At 72.3% G+C, this 17,402-nt stretch carries 9 protein-coding genes; 8 read left to right on the top strand and 1 reads right to left on the bottom strand.

From position 1 onward, the window contains the following. The first annotated feature begins 6 nt into the window (after window positions 1-6). Together AB0D74_RS11070 and AB0D74_RS11065 are read left to right on the top strand one after the other, a co-directional pair. Window positions 7-1,572 carry a PucR family transcriptional regulator gene (locus tag AB0D74_RS11070; RefSeq protein WP_362583246.1) on the top strand — a complete coding sequence of 522 codons (1,566 nt, stop codon included), beginning with the start codon at window positions 7-9 and terminating at the stop codon, window positions 1,570-1,572. Window positions 1,573-2,156: 584 nt separating this feature from the next. After that, window positions 2,157-3,605 (top strand): aldehyde dehydrogenase family protein, encoded by a 1,449-nt coding sequence (locus AB0D74_RS11065; RefSeq protein WP_362583243.1) that lies wholly within the window; start codon window positions 2,157-2,159, stop codon window positions 3,603-3,605. 178 nt (window positions 3,606-3,783) lie between these two features. Here the strand turns inward: AB0D74_RS11065 and AB0D74_RS11060 are convergent, their stop codons facing one another. Next, window positions 3,784-6,654 carry a glycoside hydrolase family 3 C-terminal domain-containing protein gene (locus AB0D74_RS11060; RefSeq protein WP_362583240.1) on the bottom strand — a complete coding sequence of 957 codons (2,871 nt, stop codon included), beginning with the start codon at window positions 6,652-6,654 and terminating at the stop codon, window positions 3,784-3,786. Between the two features lie 367 nt (window positions 6,655-7,021). Between AB0D74_RS11060 and AB0D74_RS11055 the strand changes: the two genes are divergently transcribed. The 6 genes from AB0D74_RS11055 (at window position 7,022) to AB0D74_RS11030 (ending at window position 17,375) form a co-directional block, all read left to right on the top strand. Further along, window positions 7,022-8,713 (top strand): extracellular solute-binding protein, encoded by a 1,692-nt coding sequence (locus AB0D74_RS11055; protein WP_362583238.1) that lies wholly within the window; start codon window positions 7,022-7,024, stop codon window positions 8,711-8,713. Between the two features lie 27 nt (window positions 8,714-8,740). Further along, window positions 8,741-9,790 carry an ABC transporter permease subunit gene (locus AB0D74_RS11050; protein ID WP_362583235.1) on the top strand — a complete coding sequence of 350 codons (1,050 nt, stop codon included), beginning with the start codon at window positions 8,741-8,743 and terminating at the stop codon, window positions 9,788-9,790. Continuing rightward, entirely contained in the window at window positions 9,787-10,731 is a 945-nt protein-coding gene (locus AB0D74_RS11045) for a carbohydrate ABC transporter permease (RefSeq protein WP_362583232.1), read from the top strand. The genes AB0D74_RS11050 and AB0D74_RS11045 overlap by 4 nt, the downstream gene beginning before the upstream one ends. 229 nt (window positions 10,732-10,960) lie before the next feature. Beyond that, complete coding sequence (locus tag AB0D74_RS11040; RefSeq protein ID WP_362583230.1) at window positions 10,961-13,168, top strand: 1,4-beta-glucanase; 2,208 nt, start codon at window positions 10,961-10,963, stop codon at window positions 13,166-13,168. Beyond that, the gene (locus tag AB0D74_RS11035; protein WP_362583227.1) at window positions 13,165-15,150 is read left to right on the top strand and encodes a beta-galactosidase; all 1,986 of its coding nucleotides are present in this window, start codon (window positions 13,165-13,167) and stop codon (window positions 15,148-15,150) included. Before AB0D74_RS11040 ends, AB0D74_RS11035 begins: the two co-directional genes overlap by 4 nt. Next, the gene (locus AB0D74_RS11030) at window positions 15,147-17,375 is read left to right on the top strand and encodes a glycoside hydrolase N-terminal domain-containing protein (protein ID WP_362583224.1); all 2,229 of its coding nucleotides are present in this window, start codon (window positions 15,147-15,149) and stop codon (window positions 17,373-17,375) included. The genes AB0D74_RS11035 and AB0D74_RS11030 overlap by 4 nt, the downstream gene beginning before the upstream one ends. Window positions 17,376-17,402: the final 27 nt, after the last annotated feature.

Raw genomic sequence — 17,402 nt, 5'->3', positions numbered from 1 at the left:
GGCCTGATGCCACCGACGCTCGCCTCGCTCGTCCACCACTCCGCGCTCAAACTGACCGTGCGCGCGGGCGAGGACCGCCTCGACGTGCCCGTCCGCTGGGCCCACGTCAGCGAACTCGCCGATCCGGTGCCGTACATGGAGGGCGGGGAACTCCTCCTGATCACCGCGCTGAAGCTGGACGCGGAGGATCCGGAGGCGATGCGGAAGTACGTGAAACGCCTGGTCGGAGCCGGTGTGGTGGGCCTCGGCTTCGCCGTCGGGGTCAACTACGACGAGATTCCCAAGGCCCTGGTCGACGCCGCGGAACGCGAGGGCCTGCCCCTTCTCGAGGTGCCCCGCCGCACCCCCTTCCTCGCCATCAGCAAGGCGGTCTCGGCGGCGATCGCGGCCGACCAGTACCGGGCGGTGACGGCGGGCTTCGCCGCCCAGCGCGAACTGACCAGGCAGGCTCTGAACGCCGGTCCGGAGGGCCTGCTCACCGCGCTCGCCGCGCAGGTGGACGGCTGGGCGGCGCTGTACGACGCGTCCGGCGCGGTGGTCGCGACGGCACCGGAGTGGGCGGGGCGCCGGGCGGCCCGCCTGACGGCGGAGGTGGAGCGGCTGCGGGAACGCCCGGCACCGGCGTCCTCGGTGGTCGGCGGCCCCGACAACGAGGACCGCGTGGAACTGCACTCCCTCGGCACCGGCCGCCGCCCGCGGGCGGCCCTGGCGGTCGGCACGGCCTCGGCGCTGGGCACGGCGGAGCGCTACGCCGTCCACTCCGCGATCGCCCTCCTCACCCTCACGACGGAACGCTCCCGCTCCCTGCACGCGGCCGAGCAGCGGGTCGGGGCGGCGGTGCTGCGCATGCTGCTCGCCGGCCAGCCGGACCATGCCCGCGGGGTCGCCGGTGACCTGTACGGCGGGCTGCTCGACGCCCCGTTCCGGATGATCGTCGCCGACGCGGGCGGCGAGCTGCTGGCCGGCCTCACCGAGGCGGTGGAGTCGGCCGCGGCCCGGTCCGGGGAGGCGGTGCTGGTGGTGCCGGAGGGCGAGCGGCTGGTGGTGCTGGCCGCGGACGGGGGTGCGGCGGTGGCGGCGACCGTGGAGTACGCGGCGGCGCGGGAGGCGGCCAGGGCGGCGCCGGATCAGGCGGACGCGGCGGACGACGACCTGGTCGTCGGCCTCTCCGCCCCGTCCGGCCCGATCGCCGCGGCAGCCGCCTACAAACAGGCCGAACAGGCGCTGTCCGTGGCCCGGCGCAGGGGCCGGGTCCTGGTCGAGCACGACCAGCTGGCGTCGGGCTCGGTCCTTCCCCTTCTCGCCGACGACGCGGTGAAGGCGTTCGCCGACGGTCTGCTCAGGCCGCTGTACGAGCACGACGCGACCGGCCGGGGCGACCTGGTCGCCTCCCTCCGTGCCTGGCTCTCCCGCCACGGCCAGTGGGACGCGGCGGCAGCCGACCTCGGCGTCCACCGGCACACCCTGCGCTACCGCATGCGCAGGGTCGAGGAGATCCTGGGCCGCTCCCTCGACGACCCGGACGTCCGAATGGAACTGTGGCTGGCCCTGAAGGCGACGTCAGCGGAGTAGCCCACGCTTCCCCGCCTGCGACCCGGCGGAGGCTGTTCGCGCAGTTCCCCGCGCCCCTGGGTTTCCCACCTCATCCGGCGTCCGAGGACGAAGGCCGGTCCGCACCACCGACCGGTTGTCGCCTGCGGCCGGGTGGGGGCTGTTCGCGCAGTTCCCCGCGCCCCTGGGTTTCCCACCTCATCCGGCGTCCGAGGACGAAGGCCGGCCGTCCGCACCACCGACCGGTTGTCGCCTGCGGCCGGGTGGGGGCTGTTCGCGCAGTTCCCCGCGCCCCTGGGGTTCCCGCCCCACCCGGCGTCCGAGGGCGAAGGCCGGTCCGCGCCACATCTCAGCCCGTCCGGCGTTTGAGGACAAGGGCGTTTAGGCCGGAGTGGGCGGTCGAAGGGGGTGCCCCCCCTGGAGGATGGGACGGGTAGGGGCGGTGGGGGCGGGGAAAAGGTGGTGGCTCGTGGACCGTGCCAATCCGGCGTGACTTCTGCCGCCACCACTACACCCCGGACAAACACACCCCCGCCCCCACCGGCCTACCGTGGAGCCGAACACCCTGCACACCCACCCCCAACGCGGAAGGGCCGGGACTCGCAATGACCGCCACCCACGCCTTCTGGCTCGCCGGCCGCCAGGCCACCGGCGAGGACACCTTCGACGTCACCAACCCGTGGGACGCCCGTCTCGTCGGCAAGGTCAGCGTGCCCACCGACGCCCAGGTCGAGGAAGCCGTCGCCGCCGCGTACGCCGTACGGGACGAGTTCGCCGCCACCCCGGCCCACATACGCGCCGCCGCTCTCGACCACGTCAGCCGCCGCCTCGTGGAGCGCACCGAGGAGATCGCCCAGCTGATCTCCGCCGAGAACGGCAAGCCGATCAAGTGGGCCCGCGGCGAGGTCGGCCGCGCCGTGTCCGTGTTCCGGTTCGCGGCCGAGGAAGCCCGCCGCTTCAACGGCGGCGAGGCCCAGCGCCTCGACACCGACCTCGGCGGCCAGGGCCGCCTCGCGCTCACCCGCCGCTTCCCGAAGGGCGTCGTCCTCGGCATCGCGCCGTTCAACTTCCCCCTCAACCTGTGCGCCCACAAGATCGCCCCGGCCATCGCCGCCGGCGTGCCGATCATTCTCAAGCCGGCGCCCGCCACCCCCCTGTCCGGCCTGATCATCGGCGACCTGCTCGCCGAGAGCACCGGTCTCCCGGCCGGCTCCTGGTCGATCCTCCCGGTCGCCAACGACAAGATGGCCGCCCTCGTCCAGGACGAGCGCCTCCCGGTCATCTCCTTCACCGGTTCCGAGAAGGTCGGCTACTCGATCATGGACTCGGTGCCCCGCAAGCACTGCACCCTGGAGCTCGGCGGCAACGGCGCGGCCGTCGTCCTCGGCGACTACTCCTCCGACGCCGACCTCGACTGGGCCGCGACCCGCATCGCGACCTTCTCCAACTACCAGGGCGGCCAGTCCTGCATCTCGGTGCAGCGGGTCATCGCCGACGCGTCCGTCTACGACCGCCTCCTGCCGCGCATCGTCGCCGCCGTCGAGGCCCAGGTCACCGGCAACCCCGCCGACGACAGCACCGACGTCGGCCCGCTGGTCAGCGAGGCCGCGGCCGAGCGCGTCGAGGCGTGGGTGAAGGAGGCCGTCGAGGACGGCGCCACCCTGGTCACCGGCGGCGACCGCGACGGCGCCACCTACGCGCCGACCGTCCTCACCGACGTCCCGGCCGGCACCACCGTGGCCTGCGAGGAGATCTTCGGACCCGTCCTCACCGTGCAGAAGGTGAACGGCGAGGCCGAGGCCTTCGCCGCCGTCAACGACTCCAAGTACGGCCTCCAGGCGGGCGTGTTCACCCACGACCTCCAGGCCGCCTTCCGCGCCCACCGCGCGCTGGAGGTCGGCGGCGTGGTCGTCGGCGACGTCCCCTCCTACCGCGCCGACCAGATGCCGTACGGCGGCGCCAAGCAGTCCGGCGTCGGCCGCGAGGGCGTCAAGTTCGCGATGGACGACTACACCTACGAGCGCGTCCTGGTACTCACGGGCCTCGCCCTCTGACCTGCCACGGACCACACACACCACGGCCGGAGCCCGCTGTGCGGGGGCTCCGGCCGCGGTGCGTCCGCAGACTCCGGGATCCCCTGCCCCCCTGCGGGAACCGTGTCCTCACATGGAGGGGCCCGGCACCGATGTCATACGGTGCCGGGCCCTTCTCCGCGTCGGCTGTTCCGGACCCTCAACCGGAGAAGCCGACGTGCGCGAGCCGTAGGGGGCCGCGCAGTTCGAGGTGGAGGTCGTGCACGCCGTCCGCGGGGAGGGGAGCGGTGAGCGAGGTGTAGGTGTACGCGTCGGCGGTCGGCTCGTCGAGGGTGAGTACGGCGAGCGGCGGGGCGCCGTCGAGGGACAGTTCCAGGGTGCCCCGGCCCGCCAGCCGGGCCGTGACCTCGGTCGTGCCGGTGCCGAAGTCGCAGTTCCGGTAGACGAGTTCGCCGGGGCCGCCGGTCGCCGGGGTCACCGCGTCGCCCGCCGTCCGCGTGCGGTCCACGATCGCGATGCCCGACTGCTCGTCGAAGTCCGCCGGTTCGAGGCCGGATCCGGAGGCGAGGGCCCGCGGCGCCGTCGGCTCGCCGTCGAGGACCACCGTCGTACGGAGGCGGATGTCCGCGCTGGACGCGCCGGCCAGCACGTCGTACGGGCCCGGCTCACGGCGCCGTCCGCCGCGTGCCACGTCCAAGAACTCGAAGGCGGAGAGCGGGACTTCGAAGGTCAGGGCGGTTCGTTCGCCGGGCGCGAGGGTGAGCCGCCGGTGGGCGAGGAGTTCGCGGCGCGGGCGTACCGCCGACGGCTCGACGGCCCGGGTGTAGAGCTGGGCCACCTCGTCCGCCGGTACGGCACCCGTGTTGGCGACCGTGAAGGAGACCCGGAGCGTTCCGTCCGCCACCTCGGTCGCCAGGTCCGCGTAGGAGAAGGACGCGTACGACAGGCCGTGGCCGAACGGGAAGAGCGGGGTGCCCTCGAAGTAGAGGTACGTCTGGCGGGCGCCGAGCACGTCGTAGTCGAGCAGGTCGGGAAGGTCGGCGTCGGCCGCGTACCAGGTCTGCGGGAGGCGGCCCGCGGGGGAGACGTCACCTGCCAGGACGCGGGCGAGGGCGGTGCCCGCCGCCTGGCCGCCGTGGGCCGTCCAGAGGACGGCGGGCAGCCGGGCCGCGTCCACCGCGTACGGGTACGACGACACCAGCGCCAGCACGGTGTCCGGGTTCGCCGCGCGGGCGGCCCGCAGCAGCCGCTCCTGGTGCGGGGGCAGGGCCAGGGTCGTACGGTCCTCGGTCTCGCGGCCGTTGATGTGCGGGTCGTTGCCCGCGACCACCAGGACCGCGTCGGCCGCGGCGGCCACCCTGGTGACGGCGTCCGTACCGCGTTCGACGATGATCAACTCGAAGATCGAGGCGTTTTCGGCGGCAACCTTCACCCCGTCGGCGGCGACTGAGACGTGGCGATCCGTGCCGAGGTGCCGGAGGAGGTGACCGTTCTCGTGGGGTTCCAGGCGGAACGTCTCCTGGACGACCCAGCCGCCGGGCTGGTCCGCGGCGGCCCGGACGAAGCCGTCCTCGGCGACGGAGAGGTACCGGCCGTCCGGGGCACGGAGGGTGAGGACCCCCTCGCCCCAGTCGGCCAGTGCGAACTCGGTGCCGGTCGCGTCGGCGGTCAGCGGGGGCAGGTCCGTGCGGCCCGCGAGCAGCGCCGGGTCCAGGGCGCCCGCCGCGCCGCGCGCCTCGTCGGCGGCCTCGGGGGCGGGCGGCACGTGCAGGAAGGAGCCGTCCGCGAGCCGCAGCCGGACCCGGTCCACCCCCTCCGTGAACTCCACGCGCTCCGCGCCGAACCGCTCGTACAGGCCCTCCAGGGGAGTGGAGCGGTGGATCAACGTGCCGCTGTACCAGTCGAGTTTGCACTCGTCGGCGAGCAGACCGACCACGGCGATCCGGGTGTCGGACGCGAGCGGCAGCAGGTCGCCGTCGTTCTTGAGGAGCACGACCGCCTGCTCGGCCGCCTCCTGGGCGAGGGCGCGGTGGGCCGGGGTGTCGAACTCGGCGCACCCGGCGGTCCCGCCGAACTCGGCGGCGGGCAGGTGCGGGTCGTGTGCCGGGTCGAACTCGCCGAGGCGGAAGCGGACCGAGAGCTGGCGGCGGACCGCCGTGTCGATGTCCTTCTCCGTCAGCAGCCCCTGGGTCAGCGCTCCGTGGACCCGGGCGACGATCCGCGTGCTGTCCGTGCCGTGGTCGGTGAAGCTGTCGACGCCGGCCAGCAGGGCCGCCGCCGTCGCCTCCTCGTGCGTGGCGAAGTAGTGCTCGTGGTCGACCAGGTTGCTGGGCGCGCCGGCGTCCGAGCAGACCAGCAGCTCCTCGTCCGTCCAGGTCCGCAACTCCTCGCCCAGGTACGGGGAGACGTGGTTGGGGCGGCCGTTGACCAGGTTGTACGCGGGCATCACCCCGGCCACCGCGCCCGCCTCCACGGTCTCCCTGAAGGCGCGCAGGTCGTACTCGTGCAGGACGCGCGGGCTTACCGAGGAGGAGGAAGTGGCCCGGTCCGTCTCGTTGTTGTGGGCCAGCCAGTGCTTCAGGACGGGGGCCGTACGCCAGTACACCGGGTGGTCGCCGCGCAGGCCCCGGGTGTACGCGGTGGCGATGGCCGAGGTGAGCTTCGGGTCCTCGGAGTAGCCCTCCTCGTTGCGGCCCCACAGCGGGTGGCGCAGCAGGTTCACCGTCGGCGCCCAGACGTTGAGGCCGACGCGGTCGTCGCGGGCGCGCATCGCCCGGACCTCCTTGGACACCGCCTCGCCGACCCGGCGCACGAGGCCGGTGTTCCAGGTCGCGCCCAGGCCCACGGCCTGCGGGAACACCGTCGCCGGGCCCATCCAGGCCACGCCGTGCAGAGCCTCCTGCCCGGTGCGGAACGCGGCGATGCCCAGCCGCTCGACGGCGGGTGCGAACTGGTGGAGGAAGGAGACCTTCTCGTCCAGGGTGAGCCGGGCCAGCAGATCGTCGATGCGCTTCGCGAACGGCAGGCGAGGATCGCGGAAAGGCGGCCTAGGCGGCGTTTGAGCGGTCACGTGCGGTTCCCCTTGCGATGGAGCGACGAGGAGCTTTCGAAGCGCTTCGATGCTCATTCGACACAGGGGTGGGTGTCAAGGGATGCACACCGTTATTTCAAGCGCCGCATACCCAGAGGTCACCCCCGGTGCCTCGGAGGAATCTTGGAAGCGACCCTTGTGCACCCCCGGGTGTTCACTTAACCTCGCAGCAACATCGAAGCGCTTCGACTACCCGATCCCCTCCGCACAGGACACACCACGGGGACGCACCACGGGGACCCGCGACATGGGTCGAAGGGCCGCTTCCGCTCAGCCAGTTCCACTCGAGACACCGCAGCCGACGGCCACCGCCGGGTGTCCTGGTGCGCCACGAAGGGTTGACGCAATGACGCCGAACGCCGCTTCCGCCCCCTCCGGGCCGAGCCGGAGAAGTTTCCTCGCCTCCACGGCAGTCGCCACCGCAGCGGTGGCCGGCGGGATGCCGCTGCTCGCCGCCTGCGGGGCGTCGGACAGCGGGTCGGGAGGGGGCTCCTCCTCGGGCAAGGACGCGAAGAAGCTGCTGCCGGCGTACGTCGCCAACAACGTGGTGACCCCGGACATCCCGTCGAAGTACGGCTCCTCGATCGGCTTCACCGGCAAGCTCGACCTGGCGACCCTGAAGACCTCGGTCCCGAAGAAGCTCGGCAAGGGCGGCAAGGTCACCGTCATGTCGCCGTTCTGGGGCTCCCCGCCCAAGCAGGACAACCCGTACTACAACGCGATGAACGACATGATCGGCGTCGACGTTCAGTGGCAGAACCAGGACGGCAACACCTACGACCAGAAACTGGGCGCGGTCCTCGCCTCCAGCGACGTGCCGGACGTCGTCGTCATCCCGAACTGGAACATGGGCGGCAAGATACCCACCGCCATCATCAGCAAGTTCGCCGACCTGGGCCCGTACCTCTCCGGCGACAAGGTGAAGGACTACCCGAACCTCGCCGCCATCCCCACCGACGCCTGGCGGCGCTGCATCTTCGGCGGCAAGCTGCGCGGGCTGCCGATGCCGGCCTCGTACGTCACCAACATCGTGCCCTTCTACCGCAAGGACATCTTCGACAAGGAGGGCTACGACGTCCCGCGCTCGGCGGACGAGTTCCTGTCCCTCGCCAAGGAGATCACCAACGCCAAGGCCAAGCGCTGGGCCTGCATGGACATGAAGTGGACCGCCTGGCAGATGTTCAGCGTGCTGTCCGGCAGCGAGAAGCCGCTCGGCTGGAACCTCGTCGACGGCAAGCTGATCAACCGCATCGAGACCGACGAGTACCTCGAAGCGCTGGAGTGGACCCGCAAGCTCTTCGCCGCCGGCGTCGTGCACCCCGACGCCATGCTCGGCAAGAACGCCCCGGACGCGGGCCCCAAGTTCGCGGCCGGCGAGTTCCTGATCTACCCCAACGACATCAGCCAGTGGTGGAGCCGCACCGCCGAACAGGCCACCCAGAACCCGGACTACAGGATCTGGGGCATGGACGTCTATGCCCACGACGGCGGAAACCCGCAGGTCTGGGCCGAACAGCCCGCCGGCATCTTCGCCTTCGTCAACAAGAAGGCCTCCGAGTCCGTCGTCCACGACGTGCTGGCCGTCGCCAACACCACCGCCGCGCCGTACGGCACCAAGGAGTACATGGCCACCAACTACGGCGTCGAGGGCACCCACTACACCGTCAAGAACGGCGTGCCCACCAAGACCACCCGGGGCAACAACGAGGTCCTCAACGCCTACGTCATGATCGCGAGCCCCGCCGCCACCATCGCCCACCCCGACTTCCCCGACGTCGCCAAGGCGCAGGTCGAGTGGCAGCAGCGGATGGGCTCCTTCACCAGGAAGTCCAGTTTCTTCGGCCAGATGATCACCGAGCCGTCCCGCTACACCAACCTCATGGACGACTTCGAGACGCTGGAGGACGACATCACCCGCGGTCGCAAGAAGATCAGCGACATGCAGCAGGCCGTCGCCGAATGGAAGAGCAAGGGCGGCGACAAGCTGCGCGACTGGTACCAGAAGCTGCTCGACGACAACGGATCGTCCGCGAGCTGACCCGGCACCGAGGCAAGGAGAACAGCCGTGTCCCACAGCACGGTGCCTCGCAGCAGGGCCGAGGCAGACGACGACGGTACGAGGAGGACCCCGGTGCCACCCGGCGGCGCCACCGGAACCGGGAAGAACGGGAGGGGGGCGGACACCGGGAAGCTCGGCCTGCGCCTCAGATTCAGACGCGACCGCGCCCTGATCCTGATGACCCTGCCCGCGGTCCTGCTGCTCCTGGTCTTCAACTACCTGCCGATCCTCGGCAACATCGTCGCCTTCCAGGACTACGACCCGTACATCAGCGACAACGGCGTCGTCTCCATGCTGCACAGCGCATGGGTGGGCCTGGAGAACTTCCAGCAGATCTTCGCCGACTCCGCCTTCTGGAACGCGGTGAAGAACACCCTGGTGCTGTTCTTCCTGCAACTCGCGCTGTTCTTCCCGATCCCGATCGCCCTCGCGCTGCTCATCAACAGCGTGGTCCGGCCCCGGGTACGGGCGATGGCCCAGGCGGTGCTGTACCTCCCGCACTTCTTCTCCTGGGTGCTGGTCATCTCCGTCTTCCAGCAGATCTTCGGCGGCGCGGGCGTGCTCTCGCAGCTGCTGCGGCAGCACGGCTACGACGGCCTCGACATCATGACCGACCCGTCCACCTTCAAGTTCCTCGTCACCGCCGAGGGCATCTGGAAGGACGCGGGCTGGGGGATCATCGTCTTCCTGGCGGCGCTGGCGTCCGTGAGCCCGGACCTCTACGAGGCCGCCGCGATGGACGGCGCGGGCCGCTGGCGCCGTATCTGGCACGTCACGCTGCCCGCCCTGCGCCCGGTCATCGCCCTGTTGCTGGTCCTGCGGGTCGGCGACGCGCTCACCGTCGGCTTCGAACAGATCCTGCTCCAGCGCGACGCCGTCGGACCGGGAGCCTCCGAGGTCCTCGACACCTTCGTCTGGTGGAACGGCGTCCGCAACCAGGACTTCGGCTACGCGGCTGCCGCGGGGCTCATCAAGGGCGTGGTCAGCCTCGGTCTGGTCCTCGCCGCCAACAAGGTGGCCCATCTCATGGGCGAGCAGGGGGTGTACAAGAAATGACCGCCGTCATCGAGGAACCGCCCACGCGTGAACGGCCGCCGTCGCGGTGGGCCGCACCGCCCCGCCCGGTCTGGGAGGAGGAACCGGGCAGGGCCGGCGTCGCCGGCAAGGGCCTGGTCCTGACCCTGGCCTGCCTCGGCGTCCTCTTCCCGCTCTGGATCGTGGTCGTCACCAGCCTGTCCTCCCGGAAGACCATCGACGAGGCGGGCGGCCTCGTGATGATCCCCAAGGGCATCACCTTCGTCGCCTACCGGGAGCTGCTGAGCGGCGGCCAGGTCACCCGGGCCACGGTCATCTCCGTCCTGATCACCGTCGTCGGCACGCTGTTCTCGATGACCGTGTCGGTTCTGTGCGCCTACGGCCTCTCGCGCATCGGCTCGCTCGGCCACCGCTGGTTCCTGATGCTGCTGATGGCGACGATGTTCTTCAGCGCCGGCCTGATCCCCACCTACCTGCTGGTCCAGTCCCTGGGCCTCACCGACAGCTATCTCGCGCTGATCCTTCCGAGCGCGGTGAGCGTCTTCAACATCCTCGTCCTGCGCGGGTTCTTCATGGGCATCTCGCAGGAACTGACCGACAGCGCGCGCATCGACGGCGCCGGCGACTTCCGGATCCTGTGGCAGATCGTCATGCCGCTGTCCCGGGCGGTGCTGGCCGTGATCACCCTGTTCTACGCGGTCGGCTACTGGAGTGCCTGGTTCAACGCGTCGCTGTACCTCAACGACCAGGACAAGATGCCGCTGCAGAACGTCATGATCCAACTGGTGCAGAAGCAGCAGGCCCCGGTGGGACTGGGGCAGGCGATCAAGACGGGTGAGCTGTCCTACCTCTCCGTGCAGATGGCGGTGATGGTGATGGCCCTGCTGCCGGTGGCGGTCCTCTCGCCCTTCGTCCAGAAGCACTTCAAGAAGGGGATGCTGACGGGGGCGGTGAAGGGGTGACCGTCGCTCTCTGAAGCGGGGGCGGTCCGGTCGGCGGTCGGCCGCGGGCCGGTGGGGGCCGATCGCGCAGTTCCCCGCGCCCCTTACGGGGCCCTCCTTGGCTGCGGGCAGTCGTGCCGCTGGGGCGGCACGGGTGGGCGCAGCGGCACCCGGCCAGCGCCGGTGAGCGTCCCCACCCCCCGCCTCGCCGCCACCCCGGCCCACACACCAAACCCACCGAAGGTTCCCCATGCCCACCCTGCGCCGCAGAACCGTCCTCGCCGGCACCGCAGCAACCGCCGCCCTCACCGCCCTCCCGACCGCCACCGCCACCTCCCCCGCCCACGCGGCCGAGCCCCAGCCGCAGGCGTACCGCTGGCGCAACGCGGTGATCGGCGGCACCGGCTTCGTCACCGGCGTCCTGTTCCACCCCACCACCCCCGGTCTCGCCTACGCCCGCACGGACATCGGCGGCGCCTACCGCTGGGACGCCCGCACCGCCCGCTGGACCCCCCTCACCGACCACCTCGGCTGGGACGACTGGAACCTCCTCGGGGTGGAGGCGATGGCCGTCGACCCGGCCCACCCCGACCGGCTCTACCTCGCCCTCGGCACCTACGCCCAGTCCTGGGCCGGCAACGGCGCGGTCCTGCGCTCGGACGACCGCGGCACCACCTGGACCCGCACCGACCTCACCGTGAAACTCGGCGCCAACGAGGACGGCCGGGGCATGGGCGAACGCCTCCTCGTCGACCCGCGGGACAGCGACACCCTGTGGCTGGGGACGCGACACGACGGACTGCTCAAGTCGACCGACCGGGGCGCCACCTGGGCCGCGGCCCCCGGCTTCCCGCCCGCCCCGTCCGCCTCCGGCCAGGGCGTCAGCCTCCTCGTCGCCGTGGGCCGTGCCGTCTGTGCCGGCTGGGCGGACGGTGACGGGAGCGCGACCGCCGTCGGTCTGTACCGCACCACCGACGGGACCACGTGGGAGGCCGTCCCCGGGCAGCCCACCGGCACCGCCGCCAGGATCCCGGTCCGCGCCGCCTACGACCGCCACGCCCGCGAGCTGTACGTGACGTACGCCGACGCCCCCGGCCCCAACGGCCAGGCGAACGGCAGCGTGCACAAGCTCGCCACCGACAGCGGCACCGACAGGTGGACGGAGGTCACGCCCGTCCCGCCCGCCGGCAGCGACACCTTCGGCTACGGCGGGGTCGCCGTCGACGCCCGCCGCCCCGGCACCGTCGTCGTCTCGACGAACAACCGGTGGGCGGCCGTGGACACCCTCTACCGGACCACCGACGGCGGCCGTACCTGGACGTCCCTCAAGGACTCCGCTGTCTTCGACGTGTCCGAGACTCCCTTCCTGAAGTGGGGTGGCGATCAGCCCAAGTTCGGGTGGTGGATCCAGGCCGTCGCCGTCGACCCGTACGACTCGAAGCACATCGTCTACGGCACCGGCGCCACCCTCTACGGCACCCGCGACCTCGTCCACTGGGCCCCGCGGATCCGCGGCCTGGAGGAGACGTCGGTGCTTCAGCTGGTGTCGCCCCCGGTCGGGGAGGCACACCTGCTGAGCGGCTCGGGGGACATCGGCGTCCTGTACCACGAGCGGCTCACCGCGTCTCCGTCCCGCGGTATGGCCACGAACCCCGTGTTCGGGTCGGCGACGGGGCTCGCGCAGGCCGCGGGCCGGCCGGCGTACGTGGTCCGCACCGGCTGGGGCGACCACGGCAACGGCGCCTTCTCGGACGACGGGGGCCGGACCTGGGCGCCCTTCGCCGCCCAGCCCTCCCTCGCCCACGACGCACCGGGGCCGATCGCCGCCAACGCCGACGGCAGCGTGCTGCTGTGGTCCTTCGTGCACTGGGACGGGACCAAGTACCCCGCCCACCGGTCGGACGACAACGGCGCCACCTGGACCGAGATCTCCTCCTTCCCGAAGGGCGCCACGCCGGTCGCCGACCCGGCCGACCCGACGCTCTTCTACGCGTACGACACCGACACAGGAACGCTACAAGCCAGCACTGACAGTGGCCGTTCGTTCACGGCGCGTGCGAGCGGGCTGCCCGCGGGCGACAGTCAGTTCCAGCTGGTCGCGGCCCCGGGCAGGTCAGGTGACCTGTGGCTGAGCGTGAAGTGGAACGGGCTGTACCGGTCGACCGACGGCGGGACCACCTTCGCCAGGGTCGCCGGCTGCCGGGCCGCCTACACCCTCGGCTTCGGCAAGGCGGCACCCGGCGCCGGCTACCCGGCGGTGTACCTGGTCGGCGCCACCGGATCGAGCACCGCCGTCCACCGCTCCGACGACGAGGCCGGCAGCTGGGTCCGCGTCAACGACGACCGGCACCAGTGGGGCTGGACCGGACAGGCCGTCACCGGCGACCCGCGCCTGTACGGCAGGGTCTACCTGGCCACCAACGGGCGCGGCATCCAGTACGGGGACCCCGTCCGATGACCGCCGGACGCAGGCCGCCGGGCCTCTCCGACGCCACCCGCGGGCGGATCCTCTTCGGCGGCGACTACAACCCCGAGCAGTGGCCCGAGGAGACCTGGCACGAGGACGTCCGGCTGATGACGGCCGCCGGCGTCAACTCCGTGACCATGGGCGTCTTCTCCTGGTCGCGGCTCGAACCGCAGCCCGGGGAGCGGGACTTCGGCTGGCTGGACCGGCTCATGGACCTGATGCACGGCCACGGCATCGGCGTCGTCCTCGCCACCCCCACCGCGTCACCCCCGCCGTGGCTGGGGCGGCTGCACCCGGAGACCCTGCCCCGGGACGCCGACGGCCGCACCGAGTGGTGGGGCGGCCGTCAGCACTTCGCGCACTCCAGCGCCGCCTACCGCCGGTACGCCGCCGCCATCACCGAGGACCTCGCCGCCCGCTACGCCGGCCACCCCGCCCTCACGATGTGGCACATCAACAACGAGTACTGCACCTTCGACCACGGCGAGGAGGCCGCCGCCGCCTTCCGCCGCTGGCTGCGCCAGCGCTACGGCACTCTCGACGCCCTCAACACCGCGTGGGGCACGGCCTTCTGGAGCCAGGGCTACGACACCTGGGACGGCATCCTGCCGCCACGCCATGCCCACTACCTGAAGAACCCCACCCAGGTGCTGGACTTCCGGCGCTTCACCTCCGACATGCTCCTGGAGTGCTTCCGGGCCGAACGCGACATCGTCGCCCGGCACACCCCGCACATCCCGGTGACCACGAACTTCATGCCGCTCTGGATCGGCCAGGACGCCTGGCGCTGGGCCGCCGAGGAGGACGTCGTCTCCGTCGACCTCTACCCCGACCCGCGGGACCCCCTGGGCGCACAGAACGGGGCGCTCGTCCACGACCTCACCCGCTCCCAGGCGCGCGGTCCCTGGATGCTCATGGAGCAGGCCGCCGGGCCGGTCAACTGGCGCGGGGTGAACCACCCCAAGCCCCGCGGCCTCAACCGCCAGTGGTCCCTCCAGGCGGTGGCCCGGGGAGCGGACGCCGTCTGCTACTTCCAGTGGCGGCAGTCGCGGCAGGGCGCGGAGAAGTTCCACTCCGGGATGGTCAGCCACGCGGGGGAGGAGGGCCGTACCTACCAGGAGGTCAAGCGGCTCGGCGCCGAACTGGCCGCGATCGCGTCCGAGGTGACCGACCGTCACATCAGCGCGGACGTCGCGGTCCTGCACGACTGGCACTCCTGGTGGGCCGGTGCCCACGAAGGCCGGCTCTCCACCGAGGTGGACCTCCCCGACGTCCTGCACGCCTGGCACCGGGCCCTGTGGGAGTCGAACCTGACCACCGACTTCGCCCATCCCGAACACGACCTGTCCGGCTACAAGCTGGTGGTCGTCCCGCAGCTCTACCTCCTCACCGACGCCGCGATCGGCAACCTCCTCGGCTACGTCCGCGGCGGCGGCACCCTGGTCAGCGGCTTCCTGACCGGCATCGCCGACGAGGACGACCGGATCCGCCCCGGCGGCATGGACGCACGGCTGCGCGAGCTCTTCGGCATCCGCACCCTGCACGAGTGGTGGCCGCTGGACGCCGGGGAGACCGTCGCGTGCGAGGGCTTCCGGGGAACCCTGTGGTCGGAGGAGATCGAGGCCGCGCCCGGGGTCTCCGCGACCGTGCCGTACCAGGGCGGTGAACTGGACGGAGGGCCGGCCGTACTGCGCAACGGGCGCGCCTGGTACGTCTCCACGCTCCCGGAGCCGGAGGCGCTGCGCGCGCTGGTCGGCAGGATCGCCGCCGGGGCGGGGGTCCGCCCGGTGCTGGACGGACTGCCGAAGGGCGTCGAGGCGGTCCGGCGGGGTGAGCTGTTGTTCCTGTTCAACCATGGTCGCGATGATGTGAAGATCGCTCTCATGGGAACACATCGAGACCTGCTGACCGGTGCGACCGTCACCGGCGAGACCGTCCTCGGCCGCTTCGGAGCGGCGGTGCTCAAGCCATGACCACCACCGGCACGAACGGCAGTGTCCACACCGCCACCGGCCCCGTCCACGGCACCTGGGAGCCGGCCCCCGCCGCCCGCTGGGAGGACGCCTTCCTGAGCGGCAACGGCCACCACGGCATCCTCGCGTTCGGCGATCCGAACGACGACCGTGTCATCGTCACCCAGCACACCCTCGTCCGCCCGAACGGCGGCGAACACGCCCGCCCGCCCCGCCTGGCGGCCGGACTCGCCGACGTGCAGGACAGGTTGCTCGCCGGGGAGTCGGCCGCCGCCGAGAGCTTCACCGACGGCCGTCCGCTCCAGTGGGTGCAGCCCTTCCACCCCGCCTTCCAGATCCGGCTGCGCAGGCCGCACGGCCGGACCGACGGCTACCGCCGCTCCGTCGACTTCACCACCGGCGAGGTCACCGCCACCGCCGCCGACTGGACCAGCCGGGTCTTCGTCTCCCGCGCGGACGACGTGGTCGTGCAGCAGGTCGTGGGTACCGCCGCCCTCGACATCGCCCTCGACCACCGGCTCCCCGGCGCCCCGCCCGGCCTGGGCGTCGGCCACGGCGCGCTGCGCACCCCCGAGGGCGCCCTGCTCAGCCTCCGCGCCCGCTACCCCGACAGCGACCGCGCCTACACCGGCGTCACCCTGGTCGCCGTCACCGGCGGCAGTACCGGGCTCGTCCCGCCGGGGGTCCGCGTCAGCGGCGCCGACTCCGTCCTCCTGCTCACCCGGGTCCGCCGCCACACCGGTGAACTCGACGTGACCGCCGAGGCGCGCGAACTGAGCGACCTGCTCGCCGACCAGGAGTCGTACGACGCGCTGCTCGCCCGCCACCTCGGCCCGCACCGCGGCGCCTACACCCGCGTCACCCTCGACCTGGGCGCCGACCCGGCCGAACGTGCGCTGCCGGGATCCGAGTTGCTCAAGCGGTCCGCCGAAGCGGCGCTCCTGGAACGGCTCTTCGCCGCCGGCCGCTACCACCTGCTCTCCGCCTCCGGACTCAACCCGCCCCGCCTGACCGGCCTGTGGACCGGCGACTGGGACACCGCCTGGTCGGGGGCGTTCACCAACGACGCCAACGTCAACCTCCAGACCGCCTCCGCCGCGACCGCCGCGCTGCCCGAAGTCACCGAGGCGTGCGCCGCACTGGTCCGGCGTCAGCTCGGCGACTGGCGGGAGAACGCCCGCGCGGTGTTCGGCGCCCGGGGCGCGGTCGCGCCCGCGCACAGCGACGGCGAGTCCGGACTGGCCTACCACTTCAGCCGCGAGTACCCCCTGCACCTGTGGACGGCCGGCGCCGACTGGCTGCTCAAGCCGCTGGTCGACCACGACGAGATCCGCGGCGAGCACGACCCCCGCACGGCGGCGGCACTGGCCGAAGTCGCCCGGTTCTACGAGGACTTCCTCACCCGGACCGACGCCGAGGGCCACCTCGTGATCGTCCCCTCCTACTCGCCCGAGAATCGGCCCGCGAACGCGAGCTGGGGCACGGTCAACGCGGCGATGGACCTCTCCGCCGCCCGGCACGCCCTGCGCACCGCGGCCGACTACCACCCCGGCCCGGACGCCGACCGCTGGCGCGCCCTCGCCGACCGGCTGCCCCCGCACCGGACCAACGCCGACGGCGCACTCGCCGAATGGGCCTGGCCCGGCCTCGACGACACCTACGACCACCGCCACCTCAGCCACCTGTACGGCGTCTGGCCGCTCGACGAGATCACCCCGTACGACACCCCGGAGCTCGCGACCGCCGCCCACCGCGCCCTCGAACTGCGCGGCGCCGAGAACGACTCGGCCCACGGCCACCTCCACCACGCGCTCGTCGCGGCCCGCCTGCGCGACGGCGCACGGGTCGGCGCCGCCCTCGACCGGGTCCTGGCCGGCGACTTCTTCCACGCCTCCCTGATGAGCGCCCACTACCCGCACCGCGACGTCTACAACGCCGACGCCGCACACACCCTGCCCGCCGTGCTCGTCGAAGCCCTCGTCCAGTCGACGCCGGACCGCCTGGTCCTGCTCCCGGCCGCCCCGGCCGACCTGGGCACGGGCCGGCTGCACGGCATCCGCACCCGGTTCGGAGCCGACCTCGACCTCGACTGGACCCCCGACGGCGCGCGGGCAGTCCTCAAGCCGCGGCGGACGCTCCGCGTCGACCTGTGGACTTCCTCCGGCCGTCGGCCGCTCGACCTCGTCGCCGGAGAAGACCACGTCCTCACCCTGGGGACGTGGTAGCCACCGCACCTCCCCCCACCCATGGAA

The organism is Streptomyces sp. NPDC048278 (genome assembly GCF_040652195.1).
Lineage (GTDB): Bacteria > Actinomycetota > Actinomycetes > Streptomycetales > Streptomycetaceae > Streptomyces.
Note: the sequence above shows the minus strand (reverse complement) of the source record. Positions and strands in the feature narration are given on the sequence as shown.